Annotated in this window: 12 protein-coding genes; 10 read left to right on the top strand and 2 right to left on the bottom strand. The window is 68.8% G+C overall.

The features are described from left to right. Positions 1-56 precede the first annotated feature (56 nt). Positions 57-716, top strand: coding sequence for a DUF2490 domain-containing protein (locus G524_RS0106335; RefSeq protein WP_051220948.1), 660 nt, complete (start codon positions 57-59; stop codon positions 714-716). Between the two features lie 3 nt (positions 717-719). Here G524_RS0106335 and G524_RS0106330 read toward each other — a convergent pair whose 3' ends face one another. Beyond that, positions 720-1,430, bottom strand: a complete 711-nt coding sequence (locus tag G524_RS0106330; protein WP_027442961.1) for a DUF4197 domain-containing protein — start codon at positions 1,428-1,430, stop codon at positions 720-722. A gap of 55 nt (positions 1,431-1,485) precedes the next feature. Here G524_RS0106330 and G524_RS0106325 point away from each other — a divergent pair, with 55 nt between their 5' ends. From G524_RS0106325 to G524_RS0106315, 3 genes are read left to right on the top strand one after another with little or no spacing between them, the layout of a single operon-like run. After that, positions 1,486-3,666, top strand: a complete 2,181-nt coding sequence (locus G524_RS0106325) for a primosomal protein N' (protein ID WP_027442960.1) — start codon at positions 1,486-1,488, stop codon at positions 3,664-3,666. Positions 3,667-3,708: 42 nt separating this feature from the next. Further along, positions 3,709-5,268 carry a cryptochrome/photolyase family protein gene (locus G524_RS0106320; protein ID WP_027442959.1) on the top strand — a complete coding sequence of 520 codons (1,560 nt, stop codon included), beginning with the start codon at positions 3,709-3,711 and terminating at the stop codon, positions 5,266-5,268. A gap of 10 nt (positions 5,269-5,278) precedes the next feature. Continuing rightward, positions 5,279-5,914 (top strand): glutathione S-transferase family protein, encoded by a 636-nt coding sequence (locus G524_RS0106315; RefSeq protein WP_027442958.1) that lies wholly within the window; start codon positions 5,279-5,281, stop codon positions 5,912-5,914. A gap of 133 nt (positions 5,915-6,047) precedes the next feature. On the opposite strand, the gene G524_RS0106310 is transcribed toward G524_RS0106315, so the two are convergent. Further along, positions 6,048-7,079: a bifunctional transcriptional activator/DNA repair enzyme AdaA gene (locus G524_RS0106310; protein ID WP_245561311.1), complete on the bottom strand. Its 1,032-nt coding sequence runs from the start codon at positions 7,077-7,079 to the stop codon at positions 6,048-6,050. Positions 7,080-7,189: 110 nt separating this feature from the next. Here G524_RS0106310 and G524_RS0106305 point away from each other — a divergent pair, with 110 nt between their 5' ends. The 6 genes from G524_RS0106305 (at position 7,190) to atpD (ending at position 14,486) form a co-directional block, all read left to right on the top strand. Beyond that, positions 7,190-8,785, top strand: a complete 1,596-nt coding sequence (locus G524_RS0106305; protein ID WP_027442956.1) for a S1 family peptidase — start codon at positions 7,190-7,192, stop codon at positions 8,783-8,785. Positions 8,786-8,835: 50 nt separating this feature from the next. Beyond that, positions 8,836-9,807, top strand: a complete 972-nt coding sequence (locus G524_RS0106300; RefSeq protein ID WP_027442955.1) for a hypothetical protein — start codon at positions 8,836-8,838, stop codon at positions 9,805-9,807. 193 nt (positions 9,808-10,000) lie between these two features. Further along, on the top strand, positions 10,001-10,555 hold the full coding sequence (locus G524_RS0106295; protein WP_027442954.1) for a F0F1 ATP synthase subunit delta: 555 nt from the start codon (positions 10,001-10,003) through the stop codon (positions 10,553-10,555). A gap of 39 nt (positions 10,556-10,594) precedes the next feature. Then, entirely contained in the window at positions 10,595-12,124 is a 1,530-nt protein-coding gene (gene atpA / locus G524_RS0106290) for a F0F1 ATP synthase subunit alpha (protein ID WP_027442953.1), read from the top strand. Between the two features lie 13 nt (positions 12,125-12,137). Beyond that, a complete protein-coding gene (locus G524_RS0106285) occupies positions 12,138-13,007 on the top strand; it encodes a F0F1 ATP synthase subunit gamma (RefSeq protein ID WP_027442952.1) in 870 nt (289 codons plus the stop codon). A gap of 21 nt (positions 13,008-13,028) precedes the next feature. Beyond that, a complete protein-coding gene (gene atpD / locus G524_RS0106280) occupies positions 13,029-14,486 on the top strand; it encodes a F0F1 ATP synthase subunit beta (protein WP_027442951.1) in 1,458 nt (485 codons plus the stop codon). Positions 14,487-14,490 lie beyond the last annotated feature (4 nt).

The following is a 14,490-nucleotide window of genomic DNA, read 5'->3' as shown; positions in this document are numbered from 1 at the left end:
GCTCTCTTTTCGGATTCCTGTGGCGACCGGGCTTCGCGGCGGCTAAGCGCCGCGGCGTGACTCAGCCCGCCGCGCGATGCCTGCTCCTGCTTGCCGCCAGCTTTGCCGCTTGGCAACCATCCAAAGCGCGCGCCGCGGACGAGGACTCGCAATTCTGGCTCAATACCGTGGCCACCGGGAAGATCGGTGATGGCACCACGCTCACGCTCGATGCCTCCCAGCGCTGGCGCTCCGCGCGCGAGGTGGGCGCCGACCAGCAGACCATCCGCATCGCGATCGATGAGCAGGTGGGCGAAAACACCCGGATCGGCGGGGGCGTGATGCTGGTCGAAGCTGCGGGGCTGACCGAATTGCGCACCCACCAGCAGGCGAGCTTCACGCTCGGGCGGATCGAGGCGCGCACCCGGCTCGAGCAGCGCTTCTTCGACGGCGCCGATCGGATGGAGCTGCGCCTGCGCCAGCGGGTGCAATACGGCCAGCCGCTGGCCAAGGATTGGCGCGCGACCGCCGGGGTCGAATGGCTTGGCCTGTTGCAGGGGCGCAGATCAGGCCAGGGCGCCTCGACCGAGCAGTGGCGGATGCAGGCAAGCCTGATCCACCGCCTCAGCAAGAATCTCGATGTCGGGGCGATCTACTGGCTCGTGATCTTCCCGCGTGGCGCGCGCCCGGCAAAGACCAGCCATATCCCGCAGGCAGCCATCACCTACCGCTTCTAGCCGCTAGAGCCGCTGGCCCGCGCCGAAGACGCCGATCAGCAGCGGATCGCGGGTGGCCTCGGGGTCGGCGCGGATCGCGGCTTCCTCGCGCGCGATCTCGTCCCAGATCGCATCCTCGACCGCGCGGCCGAATCGTTCGGCCATCCCCGCAACCTCGGGCCCGGCGAGCAGCGCGACCACATCGCCGATCAGCGGATCGCGGCTGAGGCGGAGCGCCTCGCCCAACTCGGGCAGGATCGCATCGATGAGCGCGCTGCCCATCTCGGCGCGCAGGTAGGCGCTCGCCGCATCGGGCCCGCCGCGGATGATGGCCAGCGCGTTCCTCACCCCGATCACCCGCACCGCATCGGCCACCACCGGGGCAGCGCGATAGGAGGCATCGATGGCCAGATCGGCGAGCCGCGCCTCGAGCGCGCCGCGCACACGCGCCGAGCCGAGGATGCGCGCGAGCACCTCGCCGCGCCCGCCCAGGAGCGCGGGCAGATCGAGCCGGGCGATCTGCTCGTCCCACACGCCCCCCGGCGCAGTCAGCCGGGCAAAGGCGCGCTCGCTGGCGACCAGCAGCAGGCGGCGCACCGCTTCCTCAAGGCTCAAAGGCCCGGCGGTGCCGGCGCAGCCAGGCAGCAGCACCAGGCCACCAAGCGCCGCGGCCCCGGCGATGAGCTGGCGGCGGGCGATGGGGCGGGCAATGGGCGGGGAAATGGGCATGGTCATAAGTCGGGCATCCCTCCTTGCCTCACCGCTTTGCCGCGCCCCATATGGCGCCAGGATGAACCGCGTGCGCCTTCTTGTCCTCAATGCCGCGCTCGGCCCGCTCGATTATCGCCTGCCCGAGGGTGTGGAGGCGCCGCCGGGCAGCGTGGTGGTGGCCCCGCTCGGGCCGCGCAAGGTCACGGGGATCGTGTGGGACGAGGGCGTGCTGCCCGGCGATCCGGTGGCGCCGGAACGGCTGCGCCCGATCCTCGAAGTGCTCGACGTCCCCCCGCTCGAAGCGCCGCTGCGGCGCCTGATCGAATGGACCGCGGATTATTATTGCGCGCCGCTTGCCAGCGTTGCGCGCATGGCGCTGGCGAGCGGCGGCGCGCTGGCCGGGCCGCGCCGCGTCACCGAATACCGGCTCGCCGCCGCCCCGGCGCCCGCCCGCCTCACGCCGAAGCGCAAGGCGGCGCTGGAACGGCTGGCGGGCGCGCAGGGCAGCCTGCGCGAGCTTGCCGCCAGTGCCGGGGTGTCAGAAGGCGTGCTGCGCGGCATGATCGGGGCCGGGCTGATCGTGCCGGTCAGCGTCGCGATCGACCGGCCCTTCCCCCGGCTCGATCCCGATCACGCCCCGCCCGCGCTGTCCGCCGAGCAGGCCGCGGTCGCCGCGCGGCTCACCGCCGCGGTCAGGGCCGCAGACTTTGCCCCCTTCCTCCTCGACGGGGTGACGGGATCGGGCAAGACCGAGACCTATTTCGAACCCATCGCCGCCGCGCTTGCCATGGGCCGGCAGGTGCTGGTGCTGCTGCCCGAGATCGCGCTTACCGAAAACGTGCTCGCCCGCTTTGCCGCGCGCTTCGGCACTGCCCCGGTGCTGTGGCATTCCTCGCTCAAGTCGAGCCAGCGCCGCCGCGCCTGGCGCGCGATCGTGCAGCCGCCCGAGGATGGCGGGGCGCAGGTGGTGGTGGGCGCGCGTTCGGCACTGTTCCTGCCCTATGCCCGGCTCGGGCTGATCGTGGTCGACGAGGCCCACGAGGTCAGCTTCAAGCAGGATGACGGGGTGCGCTACAACGCCCGCGACGTGGCGGTGATGCGCGCCCGGTTCGAGCGTGTGCCGGTGATCCTCGCCAGCGCCACCCCGGCGCTTGAAAGCCTGCACATGGCCGCGATCGGCGTCTATCAGCGCTGCGAATTGCCGCGCCGCTTTGGCGGGGCAAGCCTGCCCGGCGTGCGCCTGATCGATCTCACCCGCGATCAGCCGGGGCGCCAGCGCTGGCTGGCCGCACCGCTTATCGAGGCCCTCAGCGCACGGCTCGAGCGGGGCGAACAGGCGCTCTTGTTCCTCAATCGCCGCGGCTATGCCCCGCTCACCCTGTGCCGCAATTGCGGGCACCGCTTCAAATGCCCGGCGTGCAGCGCCTGGCTGGTCGAGCACCGCCTCTCGGAGCGGCTGGCCTGCCACCATTGCGGCTTTGAAACCGGCGTGCCCGGCGCCTGCCCCGAATGCGGCGAGGCCGATTGCCTGGTGGCCTGCGGCCCCGGGGTCGAACGCATCGCCGAGGAGGTGCGCGGCCTGTTCCCCGAGGCGCGGCTGGCCATCGCCACCTCGGACACGCTTGGCAGCCCCGAACGCGCCGCGCAGTTCATCGCCGCGGCCGAGAACAAGGCGATCGACATCATCATCGGCACCCAGCTGGTGACCAAGGGCTTCCACTTTCCCGAACTCACGCTGGTCGGCGTGGTCGATGCCGATCTCGGCCTTGAAGGCGGGGATCTGCGCGCGGCCGAGCGCACCTATGCCCAGATCGCCCAGGTCGCCGGGCGCGCCGGGCGCGCGGCCAAGCCGGGCGAGGTGCTGATCCAGACCCGCCACCCGGACGCGCCGGTGATCGCGGCGCTGGCGAGCGGGGATCGCGATGCCTTCTACGCCGCCGAGACCGAGGATCGCCGCGCTGCGGGCGCCCCGCCCTTCGGGCGCTGGGCGGCGATCATCCTCTCCTCCGAGGACGAGAAGGAAGCGCGCGAGGCCGCCGCGCGCCTCGGCGAGGCGCGCCCGCAGCTGCCCGATATCGCCATCCTCGGCCCCGCCCCGGCACCGCTCGCGCTGCTGCGGGGGCGCTATCGCTTTCGCTTCCTCATCAACGCGCGCCGCAGCGCCCCGCTGCAAGAGGTGCTGCGCGCCTGGATCGCGCGCGTCCCCTTCCCCCCCGGGGTGCGGGTGGGGATCGATATCGATCCCTACAGCTTCGTCTGACCCCGCCTGAAACCGCGCCCGGCCCCCAAGCGTATCGCCGCCATGCTGAGCCCCATCCTTGTCCCCATCCTCGGCGACCAGCTTTCGCATGGTCTATCGAGCCTTGAGGGCCTTTGCCCCGCCGATGCCCGCATCCTGATGATGGAGGTGTGGGACGAGGCAACCTATGTGAAGCACCACAAGCAGAAGATCGTGCTGATCTTTGCGGCCATGCGCCACTTTGCCGCAGAACTGCGCGCCCGGGGCTTTGCGGTCGATTACGTCACGCTCGAGGATCCCGAGAACACCGGCAGCTTCACTGGCGAGCTCGCCCGCGCCGTCGAACGCCATGCCCCGCGGGAAATCCGCGTCACCGAAAGCGGCGAGTGGCGCGTGGAGCAGGCGATGCAGGAATGGCAGGGCCGCTTTGCCTGCCCCGTCACCATCCTTGCCGACACCCGCTTCATCGCCAGCCGCGCCGAATTTGCCCGCTTTGCCGCAGGGCGTCGGCACCTCACCATGGAGCATTTCTACCGCGAGATGCGGCGCAAGACCGGCCTTCTCATGGAGGGCGCGCGGCCCGTGGGCGGGCAGTGGAACTATGATGCCGAAAACCGCGAGCCGCCGCGCGCCGGGCTGAGGCCCCCGCCCGCGCCCAAATTCGCCCCCGATGCCATCACCCGCGAGGTGATCGGCCTTGTCGCCAGGCGCTTTGCCGATCATTTCGGCGATCTGGAACCCTTCACCTGGCCGGTGACGCGCGCTCAGGCGCTCGAAGCCGCCGAGGCCTTCTTCACCGAGCGCCTTGCCCTTTTTGGCCCCTATCAGGACGCGATGATCGCGGGCGAGGATGACCTTTATCATTCGCTGCTCTCGACCAGCCTCAATATCGGGCTGCTGGAGCCGCTTGAGCTGTGCCGCCGGGCCGAGGCTGCCTATTTTGCGGGCACGGCTCCGCTCAATTCCGTAGAGGGCTTCATCCGCCAGATCATCGGCTGGCGCGAATATGTGCGCGGCTTCTACTGGCACCTGATGCCGGGCCTCGCTGAGGCCAATGAACTCGCCGCCCACCGCCCCCTGCCCGAATTCTTCTGGACGGGGGAGACCCCGATGCGCTGCCTTGCCGATTGCATCCGCACCACCCGCCAAGATGCCCATGCCCACCACATCCAGCGGCTGATGGTGCTCGGCAATTTCTGCCTCATCGCCGGGATCAACCCGCAGGAAGTCGCCGACTGGTATCTGGCCGTCTATGCCGATGCCTTTGAATGGGTGGAACTGCCCAATGTCGCGGGCATGGTGCTCTATGCCGATGGCGGCCGCCTGGCGACCAAGCCCTATGCGGCGAGCGGCAATTACATCAACAAGATGAGCAATTACTGCTCTGCCTGCCGCTACAAGGTGGCGCAGAAAACCGGCCCCGATGCCTGCCCCTTCAACGCGCTCTACTGGCACTTCATGGCGCGCAACCGCGCGAGGCTTGAAAGCAATCACCGCATCGGGCGGATCTATGCCACCTGGGACCGGATGGGCCAAGCCAAGCAGGCGCAATATCTGGAAACGGCCGAGAAATTTCTCGACTCGCTCGTGCCTGCGCGCAAAGGCTGGGCGCGAAACGAATAGGGAGAGAGCCGTGCTCACCATCCACCACCTGCGCCTGTCGCAATCCGAACGCATCGTCTGGCTCGCCGAGGAGCTGGGGCTGGACTATGAATTGAAGCTCTACACCCGCCGCGCCGACAACCGCCTTGCGCCCGATGATTACAAGGCGCTGCACCCGATGGGGATTGCCCCGGTGATCACCGATGGCGATCTGGTGCTGGGCGAGAGCGGGGCGATCATCGACTATATCGTGGCCAGATATGCGCCCGGCACACCGCTGGTGCCCGGCCCCGATCACCCCGATTTTGCCGATCACCTGTTCTTCTATCACTGGGCCAATGCCACCTTCATGACCAATGGCATGATGGCGCTGGTGGCGCAGTTCATGGGCGCATCCGAGCTGCCCCCCTTCGTCGCCGAGCGGGTGGCCAAGGGCTGGCAGATCGTCGAGGAGCGGCTCGGCAAGGCTGCCTATTTCGGCGGCAGCCAGCTCACCACGGCGGACATCATGATGGGCTTCCAGCTCACCACCGCCCGGGCGATGAGCGGCATGAGCATCGACCACCTGCCCAACCTCAAGGCCTACCTCAAGCGCATCGGGGAACGCCCGGCCTACCAACGCGCCATGGCCAGGTGCGAGCCCGGAATGCCGCCGAAACTCGATTGACCACCCGTCGCCCCGGACGTGATCCGGGGCCTCGCTGCCTTGGCCTGCGGCGCGTGCCATCGGGCGGCGGAAAGGAAAGCAGGCCCCCGGGTCAAGCCCGGGGTGACGACGCGATGCCGTTAGCGCCCAACCGTCACCCCGGCTCCCGCGCCGCGCGTTCGCGCCGCAGCAGTTCGGCCTTGATTTCAAGCCCCCAGGCATAGCCGCCGAGCGAGCCATCGGCGGCGATCACCCGGTGGCAGGGGGTGAGCACCGCCACCGGGTTGGCGGCATTGGCCCCGCCCACCGCGCGCGCCGCGCCGGGTTGGCCGAGCGCGGCGGCAAGCTGGCCATAGCTGCGCGTCTCGCCGCAGGGGATGCGGCGCAACTCCTCCCACACCCGCTGCTGGAAGGCGGTGCCCGCAACATCGAGCGGGATCGCGGCGCTGAGCGGCCCGGGTTGCTCGACCGCCTCGACCACCCGGGCAAACAGATCGCGCATCTCGGCGCCCGCCGCGACCAGCTCGGCCTTGGGGAACCTTGCCCGCAACTGCGCCTCGCCCTCGCCAAAGGCGAGGCAGCACACGCCCTTGTCGGTCGCGGCGACCAGCATCTCGCCGAGCGAGGTCGCCAGCACCGCCCAGAAGATCCGCCGGCCCGCGCCGCCGCGGCGCCAATCATTGGGGCTCATCCCCTCTCTCCCCTTCCTTTCGGCATAGAAGTGATCGGGCTTGGCATAGCCTGCCGCGGCAATCGCTTCGCCCACGCTTGGCCCCGCAATCAACGCCGCTTCGGCGCGGCTTTGCCGCAGCGCGCGCGCATAGGCGGCAGGCGAAAGCCCGGTGCTGCGGGTGAAGATACGTTGAAAATGCGTCGCACTATAACCTGTGAGCCCCGCCAGCTCGGCAAGGCTCATGCGCCCCTGCGCCGTGATCGCCGCTATCGCCGCGCGCACGCAGGTTTCGGCAGCGCTCTGGCGATCGGGCGCGCAGCGCTTGCACGGCCGCAGCCCCGCCGCCTCCGCATCGGCAGGGGTGGCGTAGAAGCGCACGTTGCAGCGATGCGGCAGGCGCGCCGGGCACGAAGGGCGGCAATAGATTCCGGTCGAATGGACGCCGGTGACAAAGGCCCCGTCGAACCGCCGGTCCTTCGTCCTCACCGCCTGCCAGCGCGCTTCGTCATCCATGTTCGTAAAATGTTCCACGTGAAACATTGTGCCAGCTTGCGCGCCGCGGCGCACCCCCCGGCCTTGCGTTCAATCTCGCGCGCGGCGAAATTGCCGCTATAAGCACCGCCATGCCGCTGCTGCTGCGCGCCCTTGCGGCGCTCCTTGCCTGCCTTGTCTGCCTTGCCGCGCCCGCCGCGGCCGATCCGGGCGATCTTGCCGCGGCCGCGCGCGGGGTGGTGCGGGTGGTGATCATCGCCGAGGAGGGCGGCGCGCCCGCGCCGGTAAGCCACGGCACCGGCTTTGCCGTCAGCCCCACTCGGATCGTCACCAATGCCCATGTGGTGCGCGAGGCGGTGCAGGATGACACGCTGCGCATCGGCATCGTCCCGCCCGAGGGCGCCGGCGGGGCCTTTGCCCGCGTGGTGGCGGTGAGCCCGCGCAACGATCTTGCCCTGCTCGAGATCACCGGGGGCAGGCTCGCCCTGCCGCCGCTGGCGCTTGCCAGCGGGGCCGGGGCCGCGGGCAGAGGCGCGGGCGGCACCGGCCTCGCGGAAGTTGCGGCGGTGGGCTATCCGATGACCGTCGACCTTGCCCAGGGGCTTGATATGTCAGACATATTTCGCGCCCAGCCGCCGGTGACCTCGCGCGGCTTCGTCTCTGGCGAGCGGCCCGCGCGGCAGTTTGACACGATCCTCCACACCGCCCCCATCGCCCGCGGCAATTCGGGCGGGCCACTGCTCGATCCCTGCGGCAGGGTGGTCGGGGTCAATTCCTTCAGCACCGATTCGGGCAGCGGCGATGGCGAGTTCTACTTTGCCGTCTCGCTGCGCGAGCTGGTGCCCTTTCTCAAGGCCAATGGGGTCGAGCCGGTGATGAATGCCCTGCCCTGCCGCTCGCTCGACGAGCTTGACGCGGCCGAGCGCCAGCGGCTCGAGGCCGAGCAGGCCGCCGCCCGCGCGCGCCTGGCCGAGCGCGCCGAGCGCCAGCGCGCGCTGCGCGAGAAGGCGCAGCTTGCCGCGCAGATGGAGGTGCTCGCCGCGCGCGAGAACCGCATGGCCTTGGCGCTCGTCGCGCTGCTCATCGGCCTCGGCGCCGCAGCCGCCGGGCTGCGCTGGCGCGGCACGGCTACCGATGCCGAGGCGGCGGCACCAAGACGGCGCGCCGCGATCGCCGGCGTTGTGGCGGGCCTTGCCTTCATCGCTGCGGCGGTGCTGTGGCTGACCCGCCCGGGCCTTGCCGCGATCGAGGACAAGGTCGCCGCCGCGCTCGCCGAAGCCGAGGATGCGCCCGCCCCTTCCCCCAGTGCCAGCGCCGCCGCCGAGGGCGCGCTCATCTGCACCCTCGTGCCCGAGCGCAGCCGGGTGACGAGCGCGCGCACCGATGATGTCGCCTTTGAATGGTCCGCCGATGGCTGCGTCAACGGGCGCACCCAGTATGGGCTTGGCCCCGGCGGCGCCTGGCAAAGGGTGTTTGCCGCGCGCGAGGATGCGGCGGTGGCGGTCAACACCTTCGATCCGGCCACCCGCACCCTGCGCACCGATCGCTATCTCCTGGGACAGGAAGCGCTGGAGCAGGCGCGCGCCGCCCGCGCGGCCTATAGCCCGCCGGCCTGCGGGGTCAGCGACGGGGCGCGCATCCTGGGCGAACAGCAATCGGCGCTCATCGCGCTGCTGCCGGAGCGCCCCAACGAAAGGCTGGTCTATTCCTGCGCCCCGCGCCGCTGAGCACCCGTTCACCCAGGGTTCAGCCGCGCGAAGGACGATGTTGATCTGTGATGCTTTCCCAAGCCCTCTGGACGCGCGCCAGGCGCCTCTGGCCGGTTCTGGCCGCGGCGCTTGTGGCCGCTCCCGGCGCGGCGCAGGATCATGCCGGCGCGGTGCCCGATCCCGCCGGGCAAAGCCCCGCCGCGAACGGCCCGCGCGAGATCGTCGTGCCCGGCAACCGCGTGCTTGCCCCCCGCGCCATCACCACCGATTTGCGCCGGCTGACCGTCCGCGAGAAGTTCACCGAGCGTCCGCCGCGCTTCTTCGATCCGCTCTGCCCGGTGGTCGCCGGTCTCGATCCACCGCTGGCCGAACGCATCGCCGCGCGCATCCGCGCCAATGGCGCGATTGCCAAGCTGCCCCCGGCCAAGCCCGATTGCCGCCCCAATGCCTTCATCATCGTGGTCGATGAGCCGGCGAAGATCTTCGAGCAATTGCTCAAGAAGCGCCCCTCGCTGATCGGGACCTACGAGTTTCGTGACCGCCCGCTCGGCACCGTCCGCGCCGAGCTGGCTGCCGGGCAACCGGCGGTTTCGTGGAGCCAGATGACCCAGCGCCCCACCAATGGCGTGCTGCTCGGCAATCTTGATGGCAATGAGCTGCGCACCAATTCCATCCCCCGGCTGCGCCCCACGGTGATGATGCAGAAGGACACCGCGGTGGTGCTGTTCGATCGACGCCGGCTGGTCGATGTCGAGGTGGGCCAGCTGGCCGATTTCGCCACGCTCCACCTGCTGGGCGGGCCGCGCCCCGGGGCTGACCTCGAAGGCATCACCGTGCCGACGCTGATGACGCTGTTTCGCGATGGGCCCAAGGCCGCGCCCGATGGTCTCACCGAGTTCGACCGCGCCTATCTCGCCGCGCTCCATGCGCTCAATGGCGAGGCGCTGGGCAAACCACTCGCCGCCAAGGTCATGGCGCTTTACGAGGAGGAATGCGCGCTTGAGGGTGGCACCTGCGAGGTCACCGGGCCTGCCCCCTGATGCCCCCCAGCCTCGGGCCGGGCGCGCCGGGCCCAGGCTTTTTCTCGCAGCTGCAACAAAATCCCCGGCGCTTTCTTGCACTCTGGCAGAGCCGGTGCTAGGCGCGCGCCAGCCTCGCCGGGGGCAAGCCTCCCCGCGGGCCATACATCGCACCCCTTGTTGCCTTTTCACGATCCGAGAGGATGAAGCGCGCGTGGATAATTCCGCCGGAATCAAGGCCAGCCTCGAAGGGCGCTATGCTGCGGCCCTGTTCGATCTTGCCAGCGAAAGCGGCGTGGTCGGGCCGGTCGAAAGCGATCTTGATGCCCTCGCCAAGGCCCTTGGCGAATCGGCCGAGCTGGCCGGCCTGATCGCCAATCCCGAGCTTTCGCGCGCCGCGCAGGGCAAGGCGATCGCCGCGGTGGCCGAGGCCATGGGCCTTGCCCCGCTGGTCGGCAAGTTCCTCGGCGTGCTCGCCGCCAACCGCCGCCTTGCCAAGCTGCCCGGGATCATCAGCGCCTTCAAGGCGATTGCCGCGGCCCAGCGCGGCGAGGTTGCCGCCACCGTCACCAGCGCCCACCCCTTGAGCGCGGAGCAGCTGGCCGCGCTCAAGACAAAGCTCACCCAGCGCGAGGGGCGCACCGTCATGCTCACCACCAAGGTCGATCCCGAGCTTCTGGGCGGCCTTGTCGTCACCATCGGATCGCAGCGCATCGACGGCTCGATCCGCACCCGTCTCAACGCGCTCGCCCAGGCAATGCGGGCGTGAGCCGAACCCACGTGCCCATGCAGGCCTAAAGGAAGAAACATGGAAATCCGCGCCGCAGAAATCTCGAAGGTCATCAAGGAGCAGATCGCCAATTTCGGCACCGAGGCCGAGGTCAGCGAAACCGGCACCGTGCTGAGCGTGGGTGACGGGATCGCCCGCATCCACGGGCTCGACAAGGTGCAGGCCGGCGAGATGGTGGAATTTGCCAACGGGGTGCAGGGCATGGCCCTCAACCTCGAGGCCGACAATGTCGGCGTGGTGATCTTCGGCTCGGACGCCGAGATCAAGGAAGGCGATGTGGTCAAGCGCTCGGGCACGATCGTTGACGTGCCGGTGGGCAAGGGCCTGCTCGGCCGCGTGGTCGATGCGCTCGGCAACCCGATCGACGGCAAGGGCCCGATCGAGGCGACCGAGCGCCGCCGGGTCGAAGTCAAGGCCCCGGGCATCATCCCGCGCGAATCGGTGTCCGAACCGGTGCAGACGGGTTTGAAGGCGATCGACGCGCTGGTGCCGATCGGCCGCGGCCAGCGCGAGCTCATCATCGGTGACCGCCAGACCGGCAAGACCGCGGTGGCGATCGACACCTTCATCAACCAGAAGGAAGTCAACGCCTCAGGCGACGAGACGAAGAAGCTCTACTGCATCTATGTCGCGGTCGGGCAGAAGCGTTCGACCGTGGCGCAGATCGTCAAGCAGCTCGAGGAAAACGGCGCGATGGAATATTCGATCGTCGTGGCCGCCACCGCCTCCGAGCCGGCGCCGCTGCAATATCTTGCGCCCTACACCGGCTGCGCCATGGGCGAGTTCTTCCGCGACAACGGGATGCACGCGGTGATCGTCTATGACGACCTGTCGAAGCAGGCCGTGGCCTATCGCCAGATGAGCCTGCTGCTGCGCCGCCCGCCGGGCCGCGAGGCCTATCCGGGTGACGTGTTCTATCTCCACAGCCGCCTGCTCGAGCGCGCCGCCAAGATGAACAAGGAAAACGGCCACGGCTCGCTCACCGCGCTGCCAGTGATCGAAACCCAGGCGGGCGACGTGTCGGCCTATATTCCCACCAACGTGATCTCGATCACCGATGGGCAGATCTTCCTTGAAACCGGGCTGTTCTATCAGGGCATCCGCCCGGCGATCAACGTCGGCCTGTCGGTGTCGCGTGTGGGCGGTGCGGCCCAGACCAAGGCGATGAAGAAGGTCTCCGGCTCGATGAAGCTCGACCTTGCCCAGTATCGTGAGATGGCCGCCTTCGCCCAGTTCGGCTCTGACCTCGATGCGGCGACGCAAAAGCTCCTCAACCGCGGCGCGCGCCTCACCGAACTGCTGAAGCAGAAGCAATTCTCGCCGATGCCGTTCGAGGAGCAGGTGGTCTCGATCTATGCCGGCACCAACGGTTTCCTCGATCCGATCCCGGTCAACCGGGTGAACGATTATGAGGCGCAGATGCTCGATTACATGCGCCGCGAGCATGCCGAGGTGCTCGCCGAGATCCGCACCAGCAAGAAGTTCGAGGGCGAGACCGAGGCCAAGACCAAAGCCGCGCTCGAAGCCTTCGCCAAGCAGTTCGCCTGAGGGAGCAGGTCCGGTGCCCTCGCTCAAGGAACTCAAAGGCCGGATCAACTCGGTCAAGTCGACCCAGAAGATCACCAAGGCCAAGCAGATGGTCTCGGCGGCCAAGCTGCGCCGCGCCCAGGCCGCGGCCGAGGCGGCGCGCCCCTATGCCGCACGGCTGACCGCGGTGATGGCCAGCCTTGCGGCCAAGGTCGCAGGGGACAGCGCGCCCCGCCTCCTCGCCGGCACCGGCGCCGACCAGCGCCACCTTCTGGTGGTGGTCAACACCGACAAGGGCCTGTGCGGCGGGCTCAATTCCAACCTCGTCAAGGCCGCCAAGGCCAAGGCGCAGGAATTGCAGGCCGCCGGCAAGCAGGTCACCTTCTTCCTCGTCGGCAAGAAGGGCCGCGCCCCGCTCAGCCGCGAATTTCCCGGCCTCATCACCGGCGGCTTCGATACCAGCACGGTCAAGACCCCGGGCTTTGCCGAGGCCGAGGCGATCGCGAATGAGCTTATCGGCCTGTTCGAGGCGGGCCGCTTCGATGTCGCGCACCTTATCTTTCCCGTGTTCAAGTCGGCCCTCGCCCAGGAGCCGACCGTCACCCAGCTGATCCCCGTCCCCGCCCCGGCCGAGGCCGGCAAGGGCGATGCCGTGGTCGAATACGAGCCGGGCGAGGAGGAGATCCTCGCCGAACTGCTGCCGCGCTATGTGCGCACCCGGCTGTTCGGCGCGCTGCTCGAGCGCGAGGCCTCCGAACAGGGCGCCTCGATGACCGCGATGGACAATGCCACGCGCAACGCGGGCGAGCTGATCAACAAGCTCACCATCCAGTACAACCGCAGCCGCCAGGCCGCGATCACCACTGAACTCATCGAAATCATTGCTGGCGCCGAGGCGCTGTAATCTAGGCTCAAGGAACGAAAGATGGCCACCGCCCCCGCTCTCAACCAGACCACCAACGGCACCATCAGCCAGGTTATCGGCGCCGTCGTTGACGTGCAGTTCGAAGGCGAGCTGCCGCCGATCCTCACCGCGCTCGAAACCCGTAACGGCGACAAGACCCTGGTGCTCGAAGTCGCCCAGCACCTCGGCGAGAACACCGTGCGCACCATCGCCATGGACGCGACCGAGGGCCTCGTGCGCGGGCAGGAAGTGATCAACACCGGCGCGCAGATCTCGGTGCCGGTCGGCCCCAAGGTGCTGGGGCGCATCATGAATGTGGTGGGCGAGCCGATCGACGAGCGCGGCCCCATCGGCGCCGAGCAGACCGCGCCGATCCACGCCGAGGCCCCGGCCTTCGTCGACCAGTCGACCGAGGCGAGCATCCTCGTTACCGGCATCAAGGTGATCGACCTGCTCGCTCCTTACGCCAAGGGCGGCAAGATCGGCCTGTTCGGCGGCGCGGGCGTCGGCAAGACCGTGCTCATCCAGGAGCTCATCAACAACATCGCCAAGGGCCATGGCGGCGTCTCGGTGTTCGCCGGCGTGGGTGAGCGCACCCGTGAGGGCAATGACCTCTACCACGAATTCCTCGACGCCGGCGTCATCGCCAAGGATGCCGATGGCAATGCCATCTCCGAAGGCTCGAAGGTGGCGCTGGTGTTCGGCCAGATGAACGAGCCGCCGGGTGCGCGTGCGCGCGTGGCGCTTTCGGGCCTGACCATGGCCGAATATTTCCGCGACGTCGAAGGCCAGGACGTGCTGTTCTTCGTCGACAACATCTTCCGCTTCACCCAGGCGGGTTCGGAAGTGTCGGCGCTGCTCGGCCGCATCCCCTCGGCGGTGGGCTATCAGCCGACGCTCGCCACCGACATGGGCAAGCTGCAGGAGCGCATCACTTCGACCACCAAGGGCTCGATCACCTCGGTTCAGGCGATCTACGTGCCCGCGGACGACCTCACCGACCCGGCGCCCGCGACCAGCTTTGCCCACCTCGATGCCACCACCACCCTGAGCCGCTCGATCGCCGAGCTTGGCATCTATCCGGCGGTGGACCCGCTCGATTCGACCAGCCGCGTGCTCGAGCCGCGGGTGGTGGGCGAGGAGCACTATGAAACCGCCCGCCGCGTTCAGGCGATCCTGCAGAAGTACAAGAGCCTGCAGGACATCATCGCCATTCTCGGCATGGATGAGCTGTCCGAGGAGGACAAGCTCACCGTCGCCCGTGCGCGGAAAATCCAGAAGTTCCTGAGCCAGCCCTTCCACGTCGCGGAAGTCTTTACCGGCATTCCGGGCGTGTTCGTGCAGCTTGAGGACACGGTCAAGAGCTTCAAGGCGCTGGTCGATGGCGAATATGACCACCTGCCCGAACAGGCCTTCTACATGGTCGGCGGGATCGATCAGGCGGTCGAGAAGGCCAAGAAGCTGGCCGAAGAGGCGTAAGCGG

The sequence above is a fragment of the Erythrobacter cryptus DSM 12079 genome (assembly GCF_000422985.1).
In the GTDB taxonomy this organism is placed as follows: domain Bacteria; phylum Pseudomonadota; class Alphaproteobacteria; order Sphingomonadales; family Sphingomonadaceae; genus Erythrobacter; species Erythrobacter cryptus.
The sequence above is the reverse complement of the archived record's forward strand: the minus strand, read 5'-3'. Positions and strand labels throughout refer to the sequence as shown.

Bases quoted from the DNA above. Each gene is read 5' to 3' on its own strand.
- G524_RS0106330 (WP_027442961.1), bottom strand. From the start codon at position 1,430: ATGACCATGCCCATTTCCCCGCCCATTGCCCGCCCCATCGCCCGCCGC.
- G524_RS0106325 (WP_027442960.1), top strand. From the start codon at position 1,486: ATGAACCGCGTGCGCCTTCTTGTCCTCAATGCCGCGCTCGGCCCGCTC.
- G524_RS0106320 (WP_027442959.1), top strand. From the start codon at position 3,709: ATGCTGAGCCCCATCCTTGTCCCCATCCTCGGCGACCAGCTTTCGCAT.
- G524_RS0106310 (WP_245561311.1), bottom strand. From the start codon at position 7,079: ATGGATGACGAAGCGCGCTGGCAGGCGGTGAGGACGAAGGACCGGCGG.
- G524_RS0106305 (WP_027442956.1), top strand. From the start codon at position 7,190: ATGCCGCTGCTGCTGCGCGCCCTTGCGGCGCTCCTTGCCTGCCTTGTC.
- G524_RS0106300 (WP_027442955.1), top strand. From the start codon at position 8,836: ATGCTTTCCCAAGCCCTCTGGACGCGCGCCAGGCGCCTCTGGCCGGTT.
- atpA (WP_027442953.1), top strand. From the start codon at position 10,595: ATGGAAATCCGCGCCGCAGAAATCTCGAAGGTCATCAAGGAGCAGATC.
- atpD (WP_027442951.1), top strand. From the start codon at position 13,029: ATGGCCACCGCCCCCGCTCTCAACCAGACCACCAACGGCACCATCAGC.